General features: G+C 71.9%; 24 protein-coding genes. 9 read left to right on the forward strand and 15 right to left on the reverse strand.

What is annotated here, in order from left to right:
- Window positions 1-5: 5 nt before the first annotated feature.
- Entirely contained in the window at window positions 6-1,160 is a 1,155-nt protein-coding gene (locus C4U03_RS31825) for an acetyl-CoA C-acetyltransferase (RefSeq protein WP_103943175.1), read from the reverse strand.
- Entirely contained in the window at window positions 1,153-2,718 is a 1,566-nt protein-coding gene (locus C4U03_RS31830) for a FadD3 family acyl-CoA ligase (protein ID WP_103943177.1), read from the reverse strand. The genes C4U03_RS31825 and C4U03_RS31830 overlap by 8 nt, the downstream gene beginning before the upstream one ends.
- 127 nt (window positions 2,719-2,845) lie before the next feature.
- On the opposite strand from C4U03_RS31830, the gene C4U03_RS31835 reads away from it, so the two are divergent.
- A complete protein-coding gene (locus tag C4U03_RS31835) occupies window positions 2,846-3,613 on the forward strand; it encodes an SDR family oxidoreductase (protein WP_103943179.1) in 768 nt (255 codons plus the stop codon).
- Here C4U03_RS31835 and C4U03_RS31840 read toward each other — a convergent pair.
- The 9 genes from C4U03_RS31840 to C4U03_RS31875 all read right to left on the reverse strand — a co-directional run bounded on the left by C4U03_RS31840 (window position 3,592) and on the right by C4U03_RS31875 (window position 12,120).
- Window positions 3,592-4,395: a MaoC/PaaZ C-terminal domain-containing protein gene (locus tag C4U03_RS31840; protein WP_103943180.1), complete on the reverse strand. Its 804-nt coding sequence runs from the start codon at window positions 4,393-4,395 to the stop codon at window positions 3,592-3,594. The genes C4U03_RS31835 and C4U03_RS31840 overlap by 22 nt on opposite strands.
- A complete protein-coding gene (locus C4U03_RS31845; protein ID WP_103943182.1) occupies window positions 4,392-5,582 on the reverse strand; it encodes a lipid-transfer protein in 1,191 nt (396 codons plus the stop codon). The genes C4U03_RS31840 and C4U03_RS31845 overlap by 4 nt, the downstream gene beginning before the upstream one ends.
- Entirely contained in the window at window positions 5,579-6,010 is a 432-nt protein-coding gene (locus tag C4U03_RS31850) for a MaoC family dehydratase (RefSeq protein ID WP_103943184.1), read from the reverse strand. Before C4U03_RS31850 ends, C4U03_RS31845 begins: the two co-directional genes overlap by 4 nt.
- Complete coding sequence (locus C4U03_RS31855) at window positions 6,007-7,107, reverse strand: acyl-CoA dehydrogenase family protein (protein ID WP_103943186.1); 1,101 nt, start codon at window positions 7,105-7,107, stop codon at window positions 6,007-6,009. Before C4U03_RS31855 ends, C4U03_RS31850 begins: the two co-directional genes overlap by 4 nt.
- Window positions 7,107-8,123, reverse strand: a complete 1,017-nt coding sequence (locus tag C4U03_RS31860; protein ID WP_103943189.1) for a bifunctional MaoC family dehydratase N-terminal/OB-fold nucleic acid binding domain-containing protein — start codon at window positions 8,121-8,123, stop codon at window positions 7,107-7,109. The genes C4U03_RS31855 and C4U03_RS31860 overlap by 1 nt, the downstream gene beginning before the upstream one ends.
- Window positions 8,120-9,283 carry an acyl-CoA dehydrogenase family protein gene (locus C4U03_RS31865; RefSeq protein WP_103943190.1) on the reverse strand — a complete coding sequence of 388 codons (1,164 nt, stop codon included), beginning with the start codon at window positions 9,281-9,283 and terminating at the stop codon, window positions 8,120-8,122. Before C4U03_RS31865 ends, C4U03_RS31860 begins: the two co-directional genes overlap by 4 nt.
- A gap of 13 nt (window positions 9,284-9,296) precedes the next feature.
- Window positions 9,297-10,952 carry an AMP-binding protein gene (locus tag C4U03_RS31870; RefSeq protein WP_103943192.1) on the reverse strand — a complete coding sequence of 552 codons (1,656 nt, stop codon included), beginning with the start codon at window positions 10,950-10,952 and terminating at the stop codon, window positions 9,297-9,299.
- A gap of 9 nt (window positions 10,953-10,961) precedes the next feature.
- Entirely contained in the window at window positions 10,962-11,129 is a 168-nt protein-coding gene (locus tag C4U03_RS40725; RefSeq protein ID WP_160147156.1) for a hypothetical protein, read from the reverse strand.
- A 229-nt stretch (window positions 11,130-11,358) separates the two neighbouring features.
- Window positions 11,359-12,120 (reverse strand): SDR family NAD(P)-dependent oxidoreductase, encoded by a 762-nt coding sequence (locus C4U03_RS31875; protein WP_103943195.1) that lies wholly within the window; start codon window positions 12,118-12,120, stop codon window positions 11,359-11,361.
- Between the two features lie 195 nt (window positions 12,121-12,315).
- Between C4U03_RS31875 and C4U03_RS31880 the strand changes: the two genes are divergently transcribed.
- Window positions 12,316-13,938 carry a class I adenylate-forming enzyme family protein gene (locus C4U03_RS31880; protein WP_103943197.1) on the forward strand — a complete coding sequence of 541 codons (1,623 nt, stop codon included), beginning with the start codon at window positions 12,316-12,318 and terminating at the stop codon, window positions 13,936-13,938.
- Between the two features lie 44 nt (window positions 13,939-13,982).
- On the forward strand, window positions 13,983-14,912 hold the full coding sequence (locus C4U03_RS31885) for a 3-oxoacyl-ACP reductase (protein ID WP_103943199.1): 930 nt from the start codon (window positions 13,983-13,985) through the stop codon (window positions 14,910-14,912).
- A 60-nt stretch (window positions 14,913-14,972) separates the two neighbouring features.
- Here C4U03_RS31885 and C4U03_RS31890 read toward each other — a convergent pair whose 3' ends face one another.
- Entirely contained in the window at window positions 14,973-15,590 is a 618-nt protein-coding gene (locus C4U03_RS31890) for a TetR family transcriptional regulator (RefSeq protein WP_235018273.1), read from the reverse strand.
- Window positions 15,591-15,797: 207 nt separating this feature from the next.
- On the opposite strand from C4U03_RS31890, the gene C4U03_RS31895 reads away from it, so the two are divergent.
- Window positions 15,798-16,523, forward strand: coding sequence for a DUF4328 domain-containing protein (locus C4U03_RS31895; RefSeq protein WP_160147157.1), 726 nt, complete (start codon window positions 15,798-15,800; stop codon window positions 16,521-16,523).
- Between the two features lie 108 nt (window positions 16,524-16,631).
- Here C4U03_RS31895 and C4U03_RS31900 read toward each other — a convergent pair whose 3' ends face one another.
- The 3 genes from C4U03_RS31900 to C4U03_RS40730 are packed head-to-tail and all read right to left on the reverse strand — an operon-like array spanning window position 16,632 to window position 17,568.
- Entirely contained in the window at window positions 16,632-16,892 is a 261-nt protein-coding gene (locus tag C4U03_RS31900) for a hypothetical protein (protein ID WP_103943202.1), read from the reverse strand.
- Window positions 16,889-17,404, reverse strand: a complete 516-nt coding sequence (locus tag C4U03_RS31905; RefSeq protein ID WP_103943204.1) for an ATP-binding protein — start codon at window positions 17,402-17,404, stop codon at window positions 16,889-16,891. The genes C4U03_RS31900 and C4U03_RS31905 overlap by 4 nt, the downstream gene beginning before the upstream one ends.
- Entirely contained in the window at window positions 17,401-17,568 is a 168-nt protein-coding gene (locus C4U03_RS40730) for a hypothetical protein (protein WP_160147158.1), read from the reverse strand. The genes C4U03_RS31905 and C4U03_RS40730 overlap by 4 nt, the downstream gene beginning before the upstream one ends.
- Window positions 17,569-17,819: 251 nt before the next feature.
- On the opposite strand from C4U03_RS40730, the gene C4U03_RS31910 reads away from it, so the two are divergent.
- The 5 genes from C4U03_RS31910 to C4U03_RS31930 all read left to right on the forward strand — a co-directional run bounded on the left by C4U03_RS31910 (window position 17,820) and on the right by C4U03_RS31930 (window position 21,324).
- Window positions 17,820-18,728 (forward strand): helix-turn-helix domain-containing protein, encoded by a 909-nt coding sequence (locus C4U03_RS31910; RefSeq protein ID WP_160147159.1) that lies wholly within the window; start codon window positions 17,820-17,822, stop codon window positions 18,726-18,728.
- A complete protein-coding gene (locus C4U03_RS31915; RefSeq protein ID WP_103943208.1) occupies window positions 18,715-18,918 on the forward strand; it encodes a DUF397 domain-containing protein in 204 nt (67 codons plus the stop codon). The genes C4U03_RS31910 and C4U03_RS31915 overlap by 14 nt, the downstream gene beginning before the upstream one ends.
- Window positions 18,919-19,011: 93 nt before the next feature.
- Window positions 19,012-19,221: a DUF397 domain-containing protein gene (locus tag C4U03_RS31920; protein WP_200827603.1), complete on the forward strand. Its 210-nt coding sequence runs from the start codon at window positions 19,012-19,014 to the stop codon at window positions 19,219-19,221.
- 968 nt (window positions 19,222-20,189) lie between these two features.
- Window positions 20,190-21,047 carry a GntR family transcriptional regulator gene (locus C4U03_RS31925; protein WP_103943210.1) on the forward strand — a complete coding sequence of 286 codons (858 nt, stop codon included), beginning with the start codon at window positions 20,190-20,192 and terminating at the stop codon, window positions 21,045-21,047.
- 67 nt (window positions 21,048-21,114) lie between these two features.
- Window positions 21,115-21,324, forward strand: a complete 210-nt coding sequence (locus C4U03_RS31930) for a DUF397 domain-containing protein (RefSeq protein WP_103943213.1) — start codon at window positions 21,115-21,117, stop codon at window positions 21,322-21,324.
- Window positions 21,325-21,641 lie beyond the last annotated feature (317 nt).

Consider the following 21,641-nt stretch of genomic DNA (forward strand, 5'->3'; position numbering starts at 1 on the left):
GCTCCTCACAGACGCTCGATGATGGTGACGTTGGCCTGGCCGCCGCCCTCGCACATGGTCTGTAGCCCGTACCGGCCGCCGGTGCGCTCCAGGTGGTGCAGCAGCGTGGTCATCAGCCGGGCGCCGGTCGCGCCGAGGGGGTGGCCGAGGGCGATGGCGCCGCCGTGCGGGTTGACCCGGGCGGGATCGGCGCCGGTGTCCTTGAGCCAGGCCAGCACCACGCTGGCGAACGCCTCGTTGATCTCCACGGCGTCGATCTGGTCGATCGTCATCCCGGTTTTGCGCAGGGCGTGCTCGGTGGCGGGGATGGGGGCCGACAGCATCCGGATCGGGTCCTCGCCGCGGGCGGACAGGTGGTGGACGCGGGCGCGCGGCGTCAGGCCGTGTTCGCGGACGGCCCGCTCGGAGGCGATCAGCAGCGCGGCCGCCCCGTCGGAGATCTGCGAGGACACCGCGGCGGTGAGTCGGCCGCCGTCCATCAGCGTCTTCAGGGACGCCATCTTCTCCAGGGTGGTGTCGCGGCGCGGGCCCTCGTCGTCCGACACGCCCTCCAGGGGGGCGGTCTCCTTGGTGAACAGGCCGCCGTCGATCGCGGCGATGGCGCGCTGGTGGGACCGGTAGGCGAACGCCTCCATGTCCTCGCGCGACAGGTCCCACTCGCGGGCGATCTGCTCGGCCCCGGCGAACTGCGACACCTCGACGTCGCCGTAGCGGGCCGTCCAGCCCCGGGAGCCGGCGAACGGGCCGTCGGTGAATCCGAGCGGCGCGGCGGCCGTCATCGCCGACCCGATCGGGATCTGCGACATGTTCTGCACGCCGCCGGCGACCACCAGGTCGCTGGTGCCCGACAGCACCGCCTGCGCGGCGAAGTGCACCGCCTGCTGGGAGGACCCGCACTGGCGGTCGACCGTCACCCCGGGCACGTGCTCGGGCAGCCCGGCGGCCAGCCAGCAGGTGCGGGCGATGTCCCCGGCCTGCGGGCCGATGGCGTCCACACAGCCGAAGACCACGTCCTCCACCGCGCCCGGGTCCACGCCGGTGCGTTCCATCAGCGCGGTCAGCACATGGGCGCCCAGATCCGCCGGATGCACCCCCGACAACCCGCCGCCGCGCCGCCCCACCGGGGAGCGGACGGCGTCGACGATATAGGCCTCAGCCATGGGAAATCTCCTTGCGTAGGTCCACCTTGCGGACTTTGCCGGCGGCGTTGCGCGGGAAGTCGTCGACGAAGACGACCTCGCGCGGCACCTTGAAGTTGGCCAGCCGTTCCCGGCAGTGGTCGATGAGGTCCTCGGCGGTGACGTGCCGGCCCGGACGGGTGCGGACGTAGGCCCGGCCGACCTCGCCCATCCGTTCGTCGGGCACGCCGATGACGGCGGCCTCGGCGACCGCGTCGTGCCGGGCGAGCGCCGCCTCGACCTCGGCGGGGTACACGTTGAACCCGCCGACGGTGAACATGTCCTTGGACCGGCCGGTGACGGTGAGGTAGCCGCGCTCGTCCAGCCGGCCCCGGTCTCCGGTAATCAGCCACCCCTCGCGGATCGTCTCCGCCGTGGCCTGCGGGTCGTCGAGGTAGCCGGGCATCACGTTGTAGCCGCGGACGAGGATCTCGCCGTCCTCGCCCGCGGGCACCGGCCTGCCTTCGGCGTCGGCCACCATGACCTCAACGTCGGCGATGGCGCGGCCGGAGGTGCCGGCCACCGTGACGTCGTCGTCCTCGACCGAGCAGGCGGTGACCGTGCCACTGGACTCCGTCAGCCCGTAGGCGGTGACCACCTGCGGGAACAGCGCACGCATCCGCCGGACCAGGGCCACCGGCACGTCGGCGGCGCCCGTCACCGCCAGCCGCAGCGAGGACAGGTCGTGGCGGGACAGGTCCGGGGCGTCCAGCAGCGAGGTGTACAGGGTCGGCGGGCCGGGCAGCACGGTGATCTTCTCGGCCTCGATCAGCCGCAGCGCCTCCCCCGCGTCAAAAACTCGTTGCAACACCATCGTGGCCCCGCGCAGCAGGCAGGCGAGGATCCCCGCCTTGAAGCCGAAACTGTGGAAGAACGGGTTGATGATGAGGTACCGGTCCCCGGCGGTCACTCCCGTACGGTCCGACCAGGCCAGATAGGTGCGCACGTTCTGGGCGTGCGTGCACGGCACGCCCTTGGGCCGCCCGGTGGTGCCGGAGGTGAACATGATGTCGGCGACGTCGCCCGGCGCGACCGGCTCCGGGTCCGGGCCGCTGGCGCCTGCGCCCAGCCATCGTTCCCAGGAGATCACCCCGGGACGCTCCGGGCCGTTGAAGGTGACCACGGTCTGCAGGTCGGGCAGTTCCGGGATCGTGCCGGTGCCGTCCAGGCCGAGCATGGCCGGGTAGTCCAGGCCGAGGAAGCCGTCCTCGACGAACAGCGTCCGCACCTTCGCCTTGGCCAGCGGCCAGCGTGCCTCCTCGCCCTTGAAGCGGGTGTTGAGCGGCACCAGCACCGCCCCGGCGGTGACCGCGCCCAGGGCGGCCACCATCCAGGTCAGGCCGTTGGGCGCCCAGACGGCGACCCGGTCGCCGACGCCGACGCCGGAGGCGGTGAACGCCCGTGCGGCCGCCCGCACCTGTTCGCCGAGCCGGGCATAGGTCACCCGGACCATCCCGTCCACGACCGCCTCGACGTCCGGGAACTCGCGGACGGCGCGGTCCAGCACCGCCGGGATCGTCAACGCGTCCTGCTCGCTCATGGCCACATGGTGGCGACCGGACCGGCGTGCGCGGAGGAGTGATCCCGGTGACCGGTATGCGCGCCTCCCTCCGGCGGGAGGTGACCGTACTCTCCGCGCAACCTGTAGTCGTCGCGTGAGGAGCGGGATGGACACGGCGGTGGACTTCAGCGGCCGGGCGGTGCTGGTCACCGGGGGGACCAGGGGCATCGGAGCCGTGATCGCCGAGGCGTTCCTGGCCGCCGGCGCCGAGGTGACGGTGTGCGGGCGCGGCGAGCCCGGGACGCTGCCGGGCGCGGGCGGGCGGACGGCGCGGTTCCTGGCCGCCGACATCCGGGACGCCGGGGCGGCGGCGGAGCTGGTGGAGCGGGCGGCCGCACGGATGGGCCGGCTGGACGTGCTGGTCAACAACGCCGGCGGCTCGCCGGACGCGGACGCCGCGACGGTCTCCCCCCGCTTCGTGGAACGGATCGTGCAGCTGAACCTGCTGGCCCCGTTCTATGTGGCGCAGCCCGCCAACAAGATCATGCAGGGCCAGGAGACCGGCGGGTCGATCATCAACATCGGCAGCGTCTCCGGGAGCGACCCGCAGCCGCGCACCGCCGCCTACACCGCCGCCAAGGCGGGCCTGCTGGCCCTCACCCGGGCGCTGGCACTGGAGTGGTCCCCGAAGGTGCGGGTCAACCACATCACCACCGGCCTGGTGCTCACCGAGGCCGCCGCCCACAACTACGGCGACGACGACGGCGCGACCATCGGCGCCCTGATCCCGATGGGGCGGATGGCAGTCCCGCAGGACGTGGCCAACGCCTGCCTCTACCTGGCCAGTGACCTGGCGTCGTACGTGACGGGCGCGGACCTGGCCGTTCACGGCGGCGGCGAGATCCCCGCCCGCTACGTCGTGACGCGGAACTGAGCCCGGCCGCCGGAGACGACCGTCGTGCCGTCGACGGCGGCCTCGAACAGCACCGCCTCCCCGTCGTTCCAACCGGTCACCTGTAGCCGGTCGCCGGGGAACACCGGGGCGGCGAACCGGCCTTCCAGCTCCACCAGGTCGGCCGGGTGCGCCCCGGCCGCCTCGGCCAGCGGCAGCGTGACGGCGGCCAGGGTGCACAGCCCGTGCAGGAACGGGCGGGGCATCCCGGCGGTCTTGGCCGCCTCCGGGTCGATGTGCATGTGGTGGCGGTCGCCGAGCAGCCGGTAGAGCGCGGCCTGGTTGGGCGCGGTCTGAACGGTCAACTCGTGGTCGGGCGGCGCGTCGGGGCGCCTGCGCGCCGACGGTCCGCGCTCACCGCCGAAGCCCCCGCGACCGGGGGCGAACAGCGACCAGGTGGCCTCGAAGTACGCGCTGTCCACCACCACCTCGAAGATCGCGGCCCTGCCCTTGTCCCAGACCTCCGCCACGCGGGCGGTCATCTCCAGCTCTCCCGACCTCGGCAGCGGCCTGCGGACCCGCAGCCGCTGCGAGCCGTGCACGGCGGTGGTGACGTCGAAGGCGCCCGCCGAGCCGAGCGCGTCGGGCGCCCACTGCGCCCGGGTGAGGGCGAAGGTGGGCAGCACCCGCAGCCGCTCCTCGAACACCAGGTCCAGGTCTCCCGGCGAGGCGCCCACGGCCAGCGCGTACAGGATCGCCTCGTCCTCGTCGTAGGCGGCCGTCCGGGTGCCGAGCCCGCGGCCCCGCCACTGTCCGGCGTTCACCGGTCCGTCCCCAGGACCAGCCCGCTGGTGGGGACGCCCGTGCCGGCGGTGACCAGCACGTAGCCCAGGTCGCCGGGCTGGTTCACCGAGGTCCCCCGGATCAGCCGGACGGCCTCGGCGATGCCGTTCATGCCGTGGATGTAGGCCTCGCCGAGCTGGCCGCCATGGGTGTTGAACGGCAGCCGCCCGCCGACCTCCAGATGCCCGTCGGCGATGAAGTCCTTGGCCTCGCCGCGCGCGCAAAAGCCCAGCTCCTCCAGTTGCGGCAGCACCAGCGGGGTGAAGTGGTCGTACAGGATCGCCGCCCCCACGTCGGCCGGGGTCAGCCCGCTCTGCGCGTACAGTTGCCGCCCGACCAGCCCCATCTCCGGGATGCCGCTGATCTCGGGCCGGTAGTAACTGGTCATCATGTGCTGGTCGTTGCCGGAGCCCTGTGCCGCCGCCATGACCAGCGCGGGCGGGTGCGGCAGGTCGCGGGCCCGTTCGGCGGACACCACCACCAGGGCCTGCCCGCCGTCGCTCTCCTGGCAGCAGTCCAGCAGGTGCAGCGGCTCGGCGATCCAGCGGGACGCCTGGTGGTCGGCCAGGGTGATGGGCCGCCCGTAGAACCAGGCGGCCGGGTTGGTGGCGGCGTGCCTGCGGTCGACCACGGCGACACGGCCGAAGTCCTCGCTGGTCGCCCCGTACTCGTGCATGTAGCGGCGAGCGAACATGGCCACCCACTGCGCCGGGGTGTTCAGCCCGAACGGGGTCATCCACGCGTAGGCGGCGTCGTCGGCGCCGACGTCCAGCGGCCGGTTCGCCTGGCCGAGGCCGTAGCGGTGGCCGGACCGCTCGTTGAACGCCCGGTAGCACACCACCACGTCGGCGATCCCGGTGGCGACGGCCATCGCCGCCTGCTGGACCGTGCCGCAGGCGGCCCCGCCGCCGTAGCCGACGCGGGAGAAGAACCTCAGCTCGCCGATGCCGGTGTTGCGGGCGACGTGGATCTCGGAGTTGGTGTCGGCGGTGAAGGTGACCAGGCCGTCCACGTCGGAGGGCTCCAGCCCGGCGTCGGCGATCGCCGCCAGCACCGCCTCACAGGCCAGCCGCAGCTCACTGCGGCCGGACTCCTTGGAGAACTCGGTGGCGCCGATCCCGGCGATGGCCGCGGCCCCCGACAACCGGTTCGCTTCCGGCTCGGTCAAGGCCGTCCCCCTTCCGGGAGTTCGATGACGACGGTGCCGGTCACGTGGGCGCCGAGGGAGTTGGTGCCGCGTACGGCGATCTCCACGCGGCGGGCGGCGTCGTCCTTGGCGGACACGGTGCCGGTCAGCGTCATCGTGTCGCCGGGGTAGTTGGGGGCGCCCAGCCGGATCCTGATGGCCCTGACCCGGGCGGCGGGCCCGGCCCAGCTCGTCGCGTACCGGTCGACCAGGCCGTTGGTGGTGAGGATGTTCATGAAGACGTCCCTGGATCCGCGTTCCACGGCGAGCCCGGGGTCGTGGTGGACGTCCTGGTAGTCGCGGCTGGCGATGGCGGTGGCCACGATCATGGTGCGGGTCAGCGGGATGCTCAGCTCGGGGAGCTCCTCCCCCACCGCCACGTCCGCGTAGTCCCTGCCGGTGAGGATCATGAGGCGGCGGCCTCCTCCGCGAGCAGGGCGCCCAGCCGGTCCAGGTCGGCGGAGGCCCCGCCGAGGGTGCCGGAGATCTGCTTGCCCCACAGGAAGTACCGGTGGACCGGGTAGTCGACGTCGACGCCGATACCGCCGTGCACGTGCTGGATGCGGTGGACGACGTTCAGCCCGCCCTCGTCGGCCCACCACTTGGCGACCAGGGCGGCCCGTGTCACCGGTTCGCCCGTCGCGGCCGAGGAGACCGCCTGCCACAGGCAGACCCGCGTCGCCTCGATCTCGATGTGAGAGTCGGCCAGCTGGTGCTGCACTGCCTGGAAGCTGCCCAGCGGGCGGCCGAACTGTTCGCGTTCACGCAGGTAGGACACTGCCAGCCCGAGCGCGCCGGAGGCGACGCCCACTTGGAGGGCGGCCAGCGCGATCCGGGCCAGGTCGAGCGTCCAGCCGAGCGCCCCGGCCTCCAGGGCCTGGGCGGGCGCCCGGTCGAGGGTGAGGTTGCCGGCGAGGTCGCGGCTGGTGGTCTCGGTGCGCTCCCAGGCCAGGCCGTCGGCGCCGGCGTCCACCAGGAACAGCCCGGGGCCCTCCTCACCGCTCGCGGAGACCAGCACGTGGCCGGCCCCGGTGATGGCCGGGACGGCGGCCTTGACGCCGGTCAGCCGCCAGCCGTCGCCGTCCACGACGGCGGTGCACCGGGGCGCGGCCGGGTCGTGCGGGCCGAACTCCTCCAGCGCGACGGTGAGCCGCCGCGAGCCGTCCGCGACGCCGGGCAGCAGCTCCTCCCACTGGGCGGACGTGCCGTACGCGGCCAGCGCGAGCGCCGCGACCAGCGTCGGCCAGACCGGGACGGGGGCCACGTGGCGGCCCTGTTCCTCCAGCAGGACGCACAGCGCCGCCACGCCGAGGCCCGCCCCGCCGACGTCCTCGGGCAGCGCGACTCCGAGCAGGCCCGCGTCGGCCAGTTCTCGCCACAGGGTCTCGTCGATCCGGCCGGGACCGGCCTCCACGGTGCGCAGCCGTTCGTGAGTGGCGTGGTCGCCGAAGATCTGCCGGGCCAGTTCCTGGACGGCTTCGAGTTCCTCGCCGAGGGTGAAGTCCATCAGCGCTCCTTTCGCGGGGCGGCGGGCCGGAACACCGGAAGGGTCAGCTCGGGGTCGGCCTCCAGCCACTCCAGGACGACCGGCATGCCGATCTCGACCTCCTCGGGGGCGACGCCGGTCAGGTTGGTGATCAGCCGGGTGCCCTCGGCCAGCTCCACCACCGCGACGATGTAGGGCATGTCGAACGCCGGGTGCGGGGGGTGGTGGTTGACCACGTAGCTGTAGACGTGGCCGTCGCCCGCCGAATCGACGGTGTCCCAGTCGAACGAGCCGCACTGCGGGCAGCACGGGCCGGGCGGGTGCCGCAGCGCCTTGCACGCCGCGCAGCGCTGGACGACCAGCCGGTGCTCGCGGGCGGCCTCGAACCAGAAGGCGTTGTCGAGGTTGACGGCGGGCCTGGGCCGCAGTGCCCTGGGCTTTTCCCGTTCCTGTGGCGCCTCGGGGCGTTCCTGTGGCGCCTCGGGACGTTCCTGGGGCGCCTCGGGACGTTCCTGGGGCGCCTTGGGGCGGAACCGCAGGGTGCGCCAGCGCTGGACGGCCACGACCTCGCCGTCCTGGTCGCGGTAGGTGCGTACCGTGGTGATGAAACGTCCAGCGCCCAGCGCGGTGTTCTTCTCCGGGGAGATCGCCTCGACCACCTCCCCGGCGCTGACGTGGTCGCCGGGGACCAGTTCGCGGTGGAACTCGAACTCCGAGTCGGTGGCCACCACGGAGGTGTAGCCGCCCTCGTCGAGCAGGGCGATCAGCTCGGCCATCCCGTCGCCCGCGCCGGGCCGGGGGTTCACGGTGGCGGCGTAGCCCCGCATGGTCCACGCCTGCATCATCGAGGCGGGCGCCACGATCCCGTCCCGGCCGGTGGCGCGCGCCGCCTCCTCGTCCAGGTAGACGGGGTTGGGGTCGGCCATCGCCTCGACCCAGTGCCGGATCATCGGCACGTTCACCGGATCCTGCCCCGGTTTGGGCACCGACAGCTCGCGGCCCACCCAGGAGCGCAGTCGTTCCTCGTACTCGTTCACGCGCGCCTCGATCTCGGCAGGCCCAGTCCCTGGGTGGCGACCATGTCGCGCAGCACCTCGTTGACGCCGCCGCCGAAGGTGTTGACGATGCCCTGCCGCGACAGCTGCTCGATCTGCCCGGCCAGCACCGCCCCCGGCGACTCGGGCCGGATCCGGCCGGCCGCCCCGAGGATCCCGGTGAGGGTGCGCTGCACGTCGATGTGGGTCTCGGTGCCGTACGCCTTGGCCGCCCCGGCCTCGGCCCCGGTCAGCTCGTCCCGCTCGACGGCGATCGTCATCCGCCAGTTCAGCAGGCGCATCGCCTCCAGCTTGGCGTGGGTGCGCGCCAGGTCCCGCCGTACCCAGGGCAGCTCCAGCGCGCCGTTGTCGCGGGCCCAGGCCAGCACGTCCTCCCACAGCCGGATCATCCGGCCGCCGAGCGCGGCCAGCCCGATCCGCTCGTGGTTGAGCTGGGTAGTGATCAGCCCCCAGCCGCCGTTGACCTCGCCGACGACCTCGGTGGCGGGCACCCGCACGCCGCTGTAGTAGGTGGCCGTCACCGACATCCCGCCCACGGTCCGGATCGGGCTCCAGGAGAACCCCTCGGCGTCGGTCGGCACGATCAGGATCGAGATGCCCCGGTGCCTGGGGGCGTCCGGGTCGGTGCGGCAGGCCAGCCAGATGTAGTCGGCGGTGTTGGCGCCGCTGGTGAAGACCTTGGCGCCGTCGATGACGAACTCGTCGCCGACGCGGACCGCGCGGGTGCTCAGCGAGGCCAGGTCGGTGCCGGCGCCGGGCTCGGTGTAGCCGATGGCGAAGACGATGTCGCCGGACAGGATGCCCGGCAGGAACCGCCGCTTCTGCTCCTCGGTCCCGTGCCGCATCAGCGTGGGGCCGACGGTGTTGACGGTGACGAACGGGAACGGCAGCCCGGCCCGCTGCACCTCGTCGAACAGCACGTACTGCTCGCTGACGGAGCGGCCCTGCCCGCCGTACTCGACCGGCCAGCCGTACCCGAGCCAGCCGTCGGCCCCGAGCATCTTGACCACCTCGCGGAACCGCTCGCCGCCCACACCCTGCTCCCCGGCGCGGCGGCGTTCGTCCTCGGGCAGCAGGCCCGTGAAATAGGCCCGCAGTTCCGCGCGCAGCTCGCCGAGCGCCGCGGACTCACGCACATCCATCAAGGCCCCTTCGTCATGGCAGGAAGCGCAGGCGTCCACCGGCGGCGAACTCCCGGCGCAGCGCCTGCTTGTTCGCTTCGGTCATCGGGAAGTACTCGGGCGCGCCCCGGCCGGCCCACCGGAAGATCGGGTCGCCGGTGCGCCAGCCCTCGACCTGGAGCCGTCTCCTGGCGAGCTTGCCGGAGCCGGTGGCCGGCAGGCGGTGGGAGAACCGGACGAACCGCGGCGCGCCCTTGGTGCCCAGGTCCCGCTGGGCGGCCAGGAAGCCCGGCAGGTCCAGCTCCTCGAAGGTGACGCCCTCGGGGACCTCGATCGCCGCCATCACCTGGTCGCCGGACCGGGGGTCGGGCACGCCGAACGCGGCGGCGTCGATGATCTTCGGGTGCCGGCGCAGCACCAGTTCGGTGTGCCGTGCGGAGATGTTCTCCGAGTCCACCCGGATCCAGTCGCCGGAGCGTCCGGCGAAGTACACGAACCCGGCCTCGTCGATGAAGCCGAGGTCGCCGGTCCAGTACCAGCCGTGCCGTACCCGCTCGGCGTCGGCCGCAGGGTCGTTGTAGTAGCCCTCGAACCTGGCCGCGCCGTCGACGTCGACGATCTCGCCGACGGCCTCCTCGGCGTTGGTCACCCGGCCGTGCTCGTCCAGGACCGCCCGGGCGCAGGTCCGGCGGGTGTTCGGGTCGACGATCCGCACGCCGTCGTGGGCGGGACGGCCGAGCGCGGTCGGCGGGGCCTGCGGGTCCCGCCTGATCATGCCGGCGCTCTCGCTGGAGCCGTAGCCCTCCACGAGCCGGCAGCCGAAGCGGCGCCGGAACTCCTCCCTGTCCCGCGGAGACGCCTCGGTGCCGAAGGCGTGGGTGAGGGTGTTGTCGGCGTCGTCGGGCTGCTCGGGGGTGGCCAGGATGTAGCCGATCGCCTTGCCGACGTAGGTGAAGAACGTCGCCCCGTAGAACCGCACGTCGGGCAGGAACCCGGAGGCGGAGAACCGGGGCGTCAGGGCGACGCACGCGCCGGCCGCCAGCGACGGCGCCCACAGCGCCATCAGCGCGTTGCCGTGGAACAGCGGCATCGGGCAGTAACTGACGTCAGTGTGCTTGACGTCGTACTTCGCGCTGTTGGCGCGGCCCAGTTCGGCGAGCCGGCCCTGCGAGCAGCGGGCCGCCTTGGAGGCGCCGGTGGTGCCGGAGGTGAACAGCAGCAGCAGTTGCGTCGCCGGGGTGATCGACGGGGCCCGCCACGGCTCGCAGGCGTGCTCGGCGACCAGCGCGGTGTACTTGTCGTCGTCCACCAGCAGGAACCGGTCGGGCGGGACGCCGAGGTCCAGGCCGTCCAGCAGTTCCCGCCCCGCCCGGTCGGTGATCACCAGTTGCGGGTCGGTGTGCCGGACCTCCCGCTCCAGGTAGGCGCCCCGCCGGGTGGGGTTGATGCCGACGACGGTCGCGCCGCCCAGTGCCGCCGCGCCCAGCCACAGGACGTACTCCGGCACGTTGTCCAGCAGGACGCCGAGGTGGAACGGGCCGTCCCGGCGCAGTTCGCGCGCCAGCGAGGCGCGGGCCGCGCTCTCCCGGACGACCTCGTCCCACGTCCAGGTCCGCTCGCGGCTGCGCAGGCCAGGCCGGTCATCCCCCAGCCGGGCCAGCAGCAGATCCGCGATCGTCTCGTCCCGCACCCGGCTCTCCTAGGACGGCTGCTCGACGAGCATGCAGCCGGTGCCGTGGCAGATCCTGGGCATGTGCTCGTCGCCCCTGCCGGGGCCCTCGTCAGTCGCCGACTTGAGGACACGGTTGCGCAACGTCACCGGTCCCGGCTTCGCCGGGGCGAGCACATCGGAAATCCGCTCGGTCATCGGGGGCCCTCCATCTCGGGTGGCGGCCTAGACGTTAGTCAGCGGGAGGCGCCGGGAGTCCGGGCATCCCGCTGACCGGGAGCGTCACACCTGGCGGCCGGTCCTGCGGCGCCGGCGCGGCCGTCCGGACACGGCGACGGTCAGCCGAAGTGGCCAGGCATGGCGGAGGTCAGCCGAAGTGGCCCAGGTACGGCGGAGGTCAGCCGAAGTAGCTCCGGTCTGGCGGAGGTCAGCCGAAGTAAGCCTGGCCGCCGTCGAGGGGCAGGGTGGCGCCGGTGAGATAGCGCAGGCCGGGCTGGACCAGCGCGACGACGGCGCGGCCGATGTCCTCCTCGCAGTCGCCGATGTAGCCGAGCGGGATCGTCTTGCGGAACTCCTCGGCCGCCTCGGGGAAGGCCTCCGCCCAGCGCTGGAGCCCCGGGGACAGGGCGTGCGGGGCGATGGAGTTGGCGCGGATCCCGTCCGGCCCCCACTCGGCCGCCGCCGTCCGGGTCAGCGACCGCAGCGCCTGCTTGGCGGCGGCGTAGGCGCCGTAGGTCTGCGGGTCCCAACGGACCATGGCCGAGGTGACGAGGTTGACGATGTGCCCGCCGCCGCGCCGCTTCATGTGCGGGTGGCAGGCCTTCATGAAGGCGAACGCGGCGAACGGGCCGCTGTGGAACCCCTTGTGGAAGTCGGCGTCGCTCATCTCCAGCAGCGGGCCGAAGGCGCCGGTGTAGGCGTTGTTGACCAGGATGTCGATGCCGCCGAACCGCCCGGCGATCTCCTCGACCAGGCCGGGGACCGCCTCCAGATCCCTGACGTCGCAGGCGAACGCCTCGCCCCGCGCTCCGCGTTCGGCGATCAGCTCGCAGGTCGCCTCCAGCTTGGCCGGGGTACGGCCCAGCACCGCGATGGCCGCGCCCTCCGAGGCGAGCGCCAGCGCGATGCCCTGGCCCACGCCCTGACCGGCCCCGGTCACGATCGCGACCTTTCCGTCGAGGCTTCCCATGGCCCTCCCGTCGTGCCCGTGTCCTGGTCGACGGCCATGGTCGTCCGGCGCATCTCACGCCAGGGAGGTGATCCCGGTCACCGGGAGCGGCGGCCGTCCCGCTCAGCGGGAGAGCCCGCTGTGGGCATGGGCGGGTGGCGAGAATGAGCCGCCGGGCCCCGCGGGAAACGGCGGTGGGGCGGTGGAGGAGGGCTGATGGTCACAACGGAGATCTTGCAGCGGCTGACCGGCCCCGGCGGCGAGTTCGAGCTGCGCGAGGAGGAGGTGCTGGGCACCCGGCTGCCGGTGTTCGCCGGCCGGGCCCGCAGCCTCGGCGAGGTGCTCGTCCGCTCGGCCGCGTTCGGCGACCGCGACTACGTCGTCACCGCGCGGGAACGGCTGAGCTTCGCCGAGCACGCCGCCCAGGTCGCCTCCCTGGCCAGGGCGCTGCGCGAGGACCACGGGGTGCGGCCGGGCGACCGCGTCGCCGTCAACGCCGCCAACCACCCCGGCTGGATCGTCTCGTTCTGGGGCGCGATCGCCGCCGGTGCCGTCGCCGTGGGGTACAACGCCTGGTGGACGCGCCACGAGATCGAGTACGCGCTCGGCCACACCGAGCCCACGGTGGTCATCGCCGACGCCGAGCGGGCCGCGCTGACCCCGGCCCGCGACGGTGTGACGCTGCTGACCCTGGAGGGGGACGTCGCGGAACTGGCGCGCCGCCACCCGGATGCGGAACTGGAGATACCGCAGGCCGCCGAGGACGATCCGGCGGTCATCCTCTACACCAGCGGGACGTCGGGGCGCCCCAAGGGCGCGGTGCACTCGCACCGCAACCTGACCTCGGTGGTCGAGTACCACCGGACCATCGACGCGCTGATGCGCGCGTTCGGCGACCCCGTCGATCCGGCGAGCCGCCGCTACCTGCTGGCGCTGCCGCTGTTCCACATTGCCGGCCTGCACAACCTGGCCGTCCCCCGGCTGGCCACCGGCAGCACGGTCGTCATGCACGAGGGCGCGTTCGACGTGGACCGGGTGCTGCGGCTGATCGAGAAGGAGCGGGTCACCAACTGGGGCGCGGTGCCGACCATGGCGCACCGGCTGATGGAGCACGGCGACCTGTCCGGGTACGACGTGTCGTCGCTGACGGCGTTCGCCCTGGCGTCGGCGCCGTCCTCCCCGGCCTTCAAGGACAGGCTGCGCAGCGCCTTCCCGCCCGCCCGCGACGCGCTGGTCGACAGCTACGGGCTGACCGAGTCGTGCACGGCGGTGACCACCGCGTCCCCGCTGGACCTGGCCGAGTCGCCGGGCACGCTGGGCCGTCCCATCGTCGGCGTGCAGGTGGAGATCCGCGACCCCGAGGGCCGGACGCTGCCGGTGGGCGAGGAGGGCGAGGTGTGCGTGCGCAGCGCCTACAACATGCTGGGCTACTGGCAGGACCCCAAGGCCACCGGGCAGGCCCTCGACGCGGACCGGTGGCTGCACACCGGCGACATCGGCATGCTCGACGAGCAGGGCCGGCTGCGGCTGACCGCCCGGCGCACGGACCTGATCCTGCGCGGCGGCGAGAACGTCTACCCCGCCGAGATCGAGAACGTGCTGGCCGAGCACCCCGGCGTACGCGAGTGCATCGTGCTGGGCGCGCCCCACCCGGACCTGGGCCAGGAGGTCACGGCGGTGGTGGTGGCCGCCGGGGAGCCGCCCGCGGAACGGGAACTGGCGGAGTTCGTCGGCGAACGGCTGGCCTACTTCAAGGTCCCCTCACGCTGGCGGATCACCGCCGAGCCGCTGCCCCGCAACGCCACCGGAAAGGTGATCCGGCAGCAGGTCGAGATCTAGGACTCGTTCCCCCTTCGGGCATTGACCACCATCGGGAGCCGCTGATGAACGCAGACCTCACCCTGGCGGGCCGTACCGCCGTCGTCACCGGCGCGGGCGCCGGGCTGGGCCGCAGCGAGGCCCTCGCCCTGGCCGCGCAGGGCGCGAACGTGGTCGTCAACGACGTCGGACCGGCCGGCGAGGAGGTCGTCGCCGAGATCACGGCGCGGGGCGGCCGGGCCGTGGCGGTCATCGGCGACGTCGGCGACTGGTCCCTGGGCGAGAAGCTGGTGTCGGCCGCCGTCGACACGTTCGGCGGGCTGGACATTCTGGTCAACAACGCGGGCGTGCTGCGCGACAGGATGCTGTTCAACCTGTCGGAGTCGGACTGGGACGACGTGATCCGCGTCCACCTCAAGGGGCACGCGGCCGTCTCCCGCGCCGCCGCCGTGCACTGGCGGGCCGCGAGCAAGGCCGCCGGCGGCCCCGTCTACGGCCGTGTCGTCAACACCTCCTCCGAGGCGTTCCTATTCGGCAGTGCGGGCCAGCCCAACTACGCCGCCGCCAAGGCGGGCATCGTGGCGCTGACTTTGTCCACCGCCCAGGGCTTGGCCCGCTACGGGGTGCGCGCCAACGCCATCTGCCCCCGCGCCCGCACCGCGATGACCGCCGGCACCTTCGGTGAGGGCGATGCCCCCGGCGGGCTGGACGTCATGGCCCCCGAACGGGTGGGCACCTTCGTGAGCTATCTGGCCTCCCCCGCCGCCGAGGGCATCAGCGGCCAGGTGTTCGTCGTCTACGGCGACATGGTCGCGCTGATGGCCGCGCCTACGGTGGAACAGAAGTTCACCGCCGCCGACGGCGTCTTCTCCGTCGAGGAGCTCAGCGCCCAGCTCACCCCGTACTTCGCCGACCGCGACCCATGGCGTACCTATGCCGCCCACCACGTGGCCGAGCTCGACACCACGGGAGTCACCACCATGCCGGGCCGGTGAGCCACCGATGGCCGCCTCCCGGAGAGGCGGCCATCACCACTCCCGGACGCCGGATCTCCCTCAGTCGGCCTGTGCGTTGGAACGTGGTGCCAGCAGCAGCCGGCAGGCCAGCCGGATATCGCCCTCCACGTCCGACATCGACACCCGCCCGTTCAGGCTGAGCTGCAGCACCCCGTACCAGCACTGCATCAGCAGCCGGACCAGGGTGACGTCCTGGACGGTGGGCGTGTCGATCCGCAGCACCCGCAGCAGAATCTTCCGGAAGGTGGCGTCGATCCTGATGGCGTCGGCGACGGTGGCGGCGTTGGCCGCGTTGCTCGCCTGGAGCATCGAGGCCGCCAGCACCGGCCGGCTCAGGAAGTCCCGGCTGGCCTGCACCAGCAGCTCACTGACCGCGCCCTCCAGGTCGGCGCCGGGCGCGGGCGGGCGCACGCTCTCGTCCAGGTGGTCCACCTGCGCGGCCATGACCGCGGCGAACAGGTGGACCTTGGAGGGGAAGTACCGGTACAGCGTGCCGATCGCCACCCCGGCGGCCTTGGCCACCTCGTGCATCTGGACGCGCTCCAGCGCCTTCTCACTGCCGATGCGCACGGCGGCCCGCAGGATCCGCCGCCGCCTGTCGTGCTGCTCGGGCGAGTTGGGTTCGGCGGGCGGCCTGGCCGATGCGATCCTCGGCACGTTCTCCCCCCGTTCGCCTGCAACGTCGACATGACAATACATAGGCCCCGGCGGCCCCCGACGCCCCGGCGATTCCGGTCAGTGGGATCGAGAACCCCTCCGTCACCAGGTGCGCCCGCCTCGGGAGGCGAGCCGGAGCGGCTGCTTCACCGCAACGTGACCGAGGGCCTCTACAGTTGCCCGTCTCCAAGGTGGGGAGCGCGTGCGATGCAACCGAGTCCTCAGCAGGTTCAGGCGGGTACGACCGGCCATGCGGACGAGGGTCCGGTCCGGCCCGCCTGGAGGCTCGGCGCACTGACGATGGCCATGCTCGGCGTCTGGACGGTGGTGGCGCTGGCCAGCATGGTCGTGCTGGGACTGCACGTGCGGCGCCTCGACGACGCCGCGCAGTCCGGTGGCCCGTCGGTCCTGGAGGTCAGTGACGCGCTGCCCCGGCTCGCCCTTCTGGCCCAGGCCGTGGCGGTGCTGTGCACGGCGGTGCTGTTCGTCCTGTGGTTGCGGCGCGCCTACGACAACGCCGAGCGCATCATGCATCTCCCCCAGCGCTTCGGCAGACCCTGGGTGACGTACGGCTGGATCATCCCGGTCGCCCACCTGTGGGCTCCCAAGCTGATCGTCGATGACGTCTGGGCGGCCAGCACCGGCCGAGCCAGTGGGCACGACCGCCGGTGGGTGACGGCTTGGTGGGTGTGCTGGCTGGTGTACCTGGTCGGTGGAAACTTCGCTCTCTCGCTCGACGACGACGGAGACCTGGCCGCCGAGCGCACCCAGGCCATTGTCTCGATCCTGCTGATCGTGCCGGGCCTGGCCGCCGCCGCGCTGGCCGCCACGCTGATCTGGAAGATCAACACCACCCAGCAGGCCCAGGGCGACCGCATGGCGGCGGCCACCGCCACCACCACCCCGCCCTCCGCGCCCCGGCCCGGCATCTGATCCGCCCTGGCCGGTCGGGCCTGGGCACGTCCCGTCCCCGGCCCCGGCGGTGGCCTCCCACGGGGACGGCACCAGGTCACCGGGCGAGGCGTTCCCCTGCCCGGACGTTCAGAACCGATGGCGGCTCCGTGGGGGTCCGGCAGGCGGCGGCGGTTCGGTGAGCGCCCGCAGGAGGGTCCGGGCGGCGGGGGCGCTGAGGCGGACGAGGACGCTGGGCTGCCCGGAGGCGTCCACGAACGGGGAGACCACTAGGCCGCCGGGGATGACGCCCTGCCGCGTCAGCCAGCACAGCAGGTGGTCGTGAACGTCGTGGGCGAGGATGACGGCCTGGCGCTCGCGCTCGCTGAGCGGATCGACCGGAATGTTCACGGCCGCTCTCCGTCCTGAACGGTCACCGGAGGATGCGGCGGTCCGGACCCCACGGTGCGGCGCGTGCCGCACCGCCGAGCCCGCGCCCGGCCCAGGTCGGCCCACACCGTCACCCGGCCGGTCGCGTCCGCACGCCAGCCCCAGTCCTGCGCCAACGCCGCCACCAGCCGCAGGCCCCGCCCACTCTCGTCCGGCCGCCCACGCACACCCGGCGTGGTGTACGCGCCACCGTCGTCGGTGAACTCCAGCCGCACCCGCTCCCGCGTCACCGACACCACCACCCACAGGCACCCGCCCGGCGCACCCGTCGCCGTGTGCAGGACCGCGTTCCCCCCGATCTCCGCGACGATCAGATCCAGATCACCGGCATCCACCCCCGTCCCGGCCAGCCGCCCCCGCAGCCACCGCCGGACCTGCCGCACCATCCCGTCCGCCGAGGGAAACCGCGCCACCTCCACCCGGCATAGCCCGCACAGCAGCCCGACCCCTTCCACCAGCCCCGCCCCGCTCACCGCCGCACCCCCACCAGCCGGGCCGCCTGCCCACGCTCCACCGGTACGATCGCCAGCTCCGCCAGCAGCCGCACCCGCATCCGCGTCAACGCGGGATCGCCCTTCCATGGCACCGGCCCCCTGTAGGGCGGTGGCTGTCCGATGTTGGATACGTTGCTGCCCATAGTCCGACCTCCCGCGTCGGGCGAGGCCCCGGAACCCCCGGTGAGTGATGGCACCGGCCGGGGCCGACCTTTTCTCTTCTCAGCGCGCTGCAATCCTCACGGATCTACGGTTTGCATGCGCCCCGTATCTTCTACGTTGCAGAGTGTGCACCAGAGAAGTTACGGGCCGCAAGACTTACGGCCCGCAACATCTACGTCGTACTGATGAGCGGACGGGTAAGGTACGGCTGCCGCTTGAGGGGAGACCGTTCATGCCGCGTCGCGCTCACACCGCCCGCCATCGCCGGCTCGTTCAGGAGCTGCGCCGGTTGCGGGAACAGGCGGGCCTACGGCAGGAGGACGTGGCACGTGAGCTCGACTGGTCACTCTCCAAGCAGGAGAAGATCGAGCGAGGGGCCATCTCGGTACGCATCGCAGACGTACGAGCCATGCTCGACCTGTTCGGGCTGTCAGGCCCGAAGCACCGGGAGCAGTACGACGCGCTCGTCAGACTGGCCCGGGACGCCAGGGTCAAAGGCTGGTGGAACGACTACGCGGACGCCATCCCCGGATGGTTCGAGTCATACGTGGGGTTCGAAGCCGACGCGAGCGGCCTGTTGATCTTCCAGGATCAAGTCATCCCCGGCTTGCTCCAGACCGAGGACTACGCGCGGGCCATCTACGAGGCCGTTCGGCCGGCACTGGCCGCCAACCAGATCGACCGCGCCGTCGCAGCCCGTATGGAGCGGCAGAGCCGCCTGACCGGAGACCAAGCGCTCAAGATCCATGCGGTCCTGGACGAGGCCGTTCTCCATCGTCGCTTCGGCGGCTCAGCCGTCCTGCATGAGCAGCTTCTCCACCTAGAACGCATGGCACGCCACCCGCAGGCGGACATCGAGATCCAGGTTCGCCCGTTCACCGCCGGAGCGCACCCTTCGGTGGGCACCTCCTTTGTGATCTTGCGGTTCCAGGGCCCTGAGGACACCAACCCCGACGTGGTGTACCTGGAAGACCTCACAAGCAGCGCCTACCTGGAAGAGGACCCGCATCTTTTCCGGTATAACCTGGCTTTTAAGGGCCTCAGCGCAACGGCACTCCCCGAGGACGAGTCCATCGATCTGATCGGACGCGTGGCTGCGCGCTTGCTAGAGCAGGAAGGAGGGCGGGATGGCGAATCGTGATCGAAGCTTCGTTGCCTGGCGCAAGAGCAGTCACAGCAACGGAGGCGGCGAATGCGTCGAAGTCGCCGCCGCCCACGGCATGGTGGCAATCCGTGACAGCAAGGCACCAAAGGCACCGCACCTCGTCACCACTGCCCAGGACTGGCGCTCCCTGCTCTCGGCAGTGAAGCGAGGCATGCTCGACCGTTAATCGATCCAGCGGCTCTCGCACCGGGTGAGTCCGGCTCTTTCGTACGGTCGCTCACGAACCGACGTGACCATCCCAAGAGAAGGGAGCACGGACATGGCCTTTATCCCCGACCCCTCCCGCGCCGCATGGCGCAAGAGCACCCGCAGCAGCGGCACCGGAGCGTGTGTCGAAGTCGCCAAGCTGCGTCAACTGATCGGTGTACGAGACAGCAAGAACCCAGACGGCCCCAAGCTGAGCTTCACCCCCCGCACCTGGGAAGCGTTCAACGCGGGGATCAAGTCGGGCGACTACGACCTCCACTGACGCGAGCCGAGACCAGGCCCGTTCCCGCACGCAGGGGACGGGCCTCGCCATGCGAGCCGCAAGCCGCAAGCCGCACGCAGTCGCGTTACAGGTCTCCCACCAAGTCAAGGAGCGCGCCCGCCCGGCAGGAGCACCCTTCACCGTCGCCCGGCCCTCCGCCCGGAGCCCTACCCGCTCAAATGCCCGAGCCGGCCGAACAGCGAGGACAAGGAGACTCCACCAGCGCTGACGAGCCGCCGATGCTGACAACCTTCCCAGCACCCAGGCAGACCCGGCAGCCAGGGAAGCCCTCCGCATCCACGTCCTCCCAGATCGGTGGAGGCCCCGCCGCAGGCTCCGCCGGTTCCTCTGCGGGTTCGTTGTCGTCTCCGACGTACCCATGTCCACCGCAGAACCGGCAGGCCAGCACCAACGATCCGATGCGCTGTTCCCCGGACCCCGCACAGTCCGGACACTCCAGCCTGTCACTCACACCTTGCCCGTTCCCTGGCACGTACCGCACGACCGCCACTCCCGCTGAGCCTTGCCGTGCCCGTTCTTAGAGTGCCACTTCCCCTTCGCGCCGTTGCAGACAGAACACGTCTGCCGCTTGCGGTGCTTCCCCTTCTCCTGGTCTTCCCCCTTGGCCATGGCGCACCTCCACGCCAAGTGTCCTCCCGGACACTTGGCGTCAACAGTGCTGGTCACGACACAGAGCCCGCACCCAGCCGCCTGCCGTAGACGGGCGCCCACCGTGCGGAACGATCTGGCGCCCCCAACTCCGGCCTTCAACGCGCTCCGCCGCGAAGCCTTGCCGGGGCGAAGTCTTGACAGTCCGTTGCTCGTCCGGCCTCATCAGAAGCATGGAGTCGCTTACGGTCGCCGTAGCCGTGCCGGAGGAGTTACCTCGCGGCGGACCACCCATCACCCCGAGCACGGACTCGGCTCCGCTACGAGTTGCTTCAACACATCGCGGAAGGGGTGGGCCTGTGGCGTCGACCCGGTATCGAGAGATCGCCGACAGCCTGCGTAAACGCATCCAGGACGGCGAGTGGGCACCGGGCGAGACCCTGCCCCGCCACGCCGACCTCGCCCAGGAGTACGGGGCCTCTCGCAACGCCGTGGCTCGCGCCATCAGCGTCCTGGAGGACGAGGGACGCCTGTGGGCCGTGCCCAGACGCGGGACGATTGTCCGGTCCGACAAGCGCCGGGTGATCATGCGTACCAACCTCGTACGCCGCAACACCCGGCATGTGGTGGACGGCAAGCCGACCGCCGGTGGATACAGCTTCCCTGCCGCGCAGGGTGACGAACTGTGGGTCCACCATGCCGAGCCCACCGTCACCGAGGAGCCCATGACGGACGCCCGGCTCGCCCACATGCTCAACGTGAAGGTGGGCGCCGCCATTTGCCGCCGTCGCCGGGTCACCGGCCCGCCGGACGAGCCGCCCTTCCAGATCAGCACCACCTGGATCCATCCCAGAGGCGTCGCCGACGCACCGTTGGTCAAGGAGCCGTACGGCACCGGGCCGGGAGCGTGGATAGACCGTCTGGAAGAGGCCGGCCACGGACCGATCGAGTGGTTGGAACGCCGCCGCGCACGGATGCCCGACCAACAGGAAGCGACGTTGCTCCAGATTCCGGTCTCCCTGCCGGTCTGGGAGATCGTCCGTATTGGCTACTCCGCCAAGGACGATAACGCCCTAGAGGTCACACAGGTGGTCATACCCTCCGACCGCATGGAGGAGGTATCCCGCCTGGAACGCGACGAGTCCGCCAAGTGGCCCCACCCCGACAACGGACCAGACGGCCCGCCCATAGCAGGCCGCCGCCGAAGCAACCCCTAGCAGAGCAGCCCAAAGGCGGATCATCATCTGTAGAAGCGATGTCTGAGAGGGTGACAGGAGGTGCAGGATGACGAACGATCCGAACCTGTCCCGCGCCACATGGCGCAAGAGCACCCGCAGCAGCGGCACCGGAGAGTGCGTCGAGGTCGCTGGCCTCCCACGTACCATCGCCGTCCGAGACAGCAAGGATCCGGACGGCCCCAAGCTGAGCTTCACCCCCCGTACCTGGGAAGCGTTCAACGCGGGGATCAAGTCGGGCGACTACGACCTCCACTGACGCGAGCCGAGACCAGGCCCGTCCCCGCACGCAGGGGACGGGCCGCCGCAAGCCGCACACAGTTGCATTACAGGTCTCTCTACCAGGGCAGGAAGCGCGCCCGCTAAGCCAGACCGCAAGGCGCTAGGTCCGGTCGGCCGCGCACTCCGGGCACGGTAGCCGGACCATCTTGGTAGGCACACCGCCCCGCACATCGCCCCCCAGGGAGACCACCGTCCCCGCCCCGAAGCACACCGAACACCCCGGTACCGCCCGCGCACCGAGTTGCTCCCACACCGGTTCCGCCTCCATCGGGTGGACGTCGGCCCCGTCGTCCG

The organism is Thermomonospora echinospora, assembly GCF_900108175.1.
In the GTDB taxonomy this organism is placed as follows: Bacteria; Actinomycetota; Actinomycetes; order Streptosporangiales; family Streptosporangiaceae; genus Thermomonospora; species Thermomonospora echinospora.

What these genes read in the sequence shown, in the direction of transcription:
- C4U03_RS40730 (WP_160147158.1), bottom strand. Translation starts at nt 17,568, where the DNA reads ATGGGCAGCAACGTATCCAACATCGGACAGCCACCGCCCTACAGGGGG.
- C4U03_RS31825 (WP_103943175.1), bottom strand. Translation starts at nt 1,160, where the DNA reads ATGGCTGAGGCCTATATCGTCGACGCCGTCCGCTCCCCGGTGGGGCGG.
- C4U03_RS31920 (WP_200827603.1), top strand. Translation starts at nt 19,012, where the DNA reads ATGGCCTTTATCCCCGACCCCTCCCGCGCCGCATGGCGCAAGAGCACC.
- C4U03_RS31865 (WP_103943190.1), bottom strand. Translation starts at nt 9,283, where the DNA reads ATGGATGTGCGTGAGTCCGCGGCGCTCGGCGAGCTGCGCGCGGAACTG.
- C4U03_RS31835 (WP_103943179.1), top strand. Translation starts at nt 2,846, where the DNA reads ATGGACACGGCGGTGGACTTCAGCGGCCGGGCGGTGCTGGTCACCGGG.
- C4U03_RS31915 (WP_103943208.1), top strand. Translation starts at nt 18,715, where the DNA reads ATGGCGAATCGTGATCGAAGCTTCGTTGCCTGGCGCAAGAGCAGTCAC.
- C4U03_RS31855 (WP_103943186.1), bottom strand. Translation starts at nt 7,107, where the DNA reads ATGGACTTCACCCTCGGCGAGGAACTCGAAGCCGTCCAGGAACTGGCC.
- C4U03_RS40725 (WP_160147156.1), bottom strand. Translation starts at nt 11,129, where the DNA reads ATGACCGAGCGGATTTCCGATGTGCTCGCCCCGGCGAAGCCGGGACCG.
- C4U03_RS31850 (WP_103943184.1), bottom strand. Translation starts at nt 6,010, where the DNA reads ATGATCCTCACCGGCAGGGACTACGCGGACGTGGCGGTGGGGGAGGAG.
- C4U03_RS31880 (WP_103943197.1), top strand. Translation starts at nt 12,316, where the DNA reads ATGGTCACAACGGAGATCTTGCAGCGGCTGACCGGCCCCGGCGGCGAG.
- C4U03_RS31910 (WP_160147159.1), top strand. Translation starts at nt 17,820, where the DNA reads ATGCCGCGTCGCGCTCACACCGCCCGCCATCGCCGGCTCGTTCAGGAG.
- C4U03_RS31895 (WP_160147157.1), top strand. Translation starts at nt 15,798, where the DNA reads ATGCAACCGAGTCCTCAGCAGGTTCAGGCGGGTACGACCGGCCATGCG.
- C4U03_RS31885 (WP_103943199.1), top strand. Translation starts at nt 13,983, where the DNA reads ATGAACGCAGACCTCACCCTGGCGGGCCGTACCGCCGTCGTCACCGGC.
- C4U03_RS31930 (WP_103943213.1), top strand. Translation starts at nt 21,115, where the DNA reads ATGACGAACGATCCGAACCTGTCCCGCGCCACATGGCGCAAGAGCACC.
- C4U03_RS31830 (WP_103943177.1), bottom strand. Translation starts at nt 2,718, where the DNA reads ATGAGCGAGCAGGACGCGTTGACGATCCCGGCGGTGCTGGACCGCGCC.
- C4U03_RS31875 (WP_103943195.1), bottom strand. Translation starts at nt 12,120, where the DNA reads ATGGGAAGCCTCGACGGAAAGGTCGCGATCGTGACCGGGGCCGGTCAG.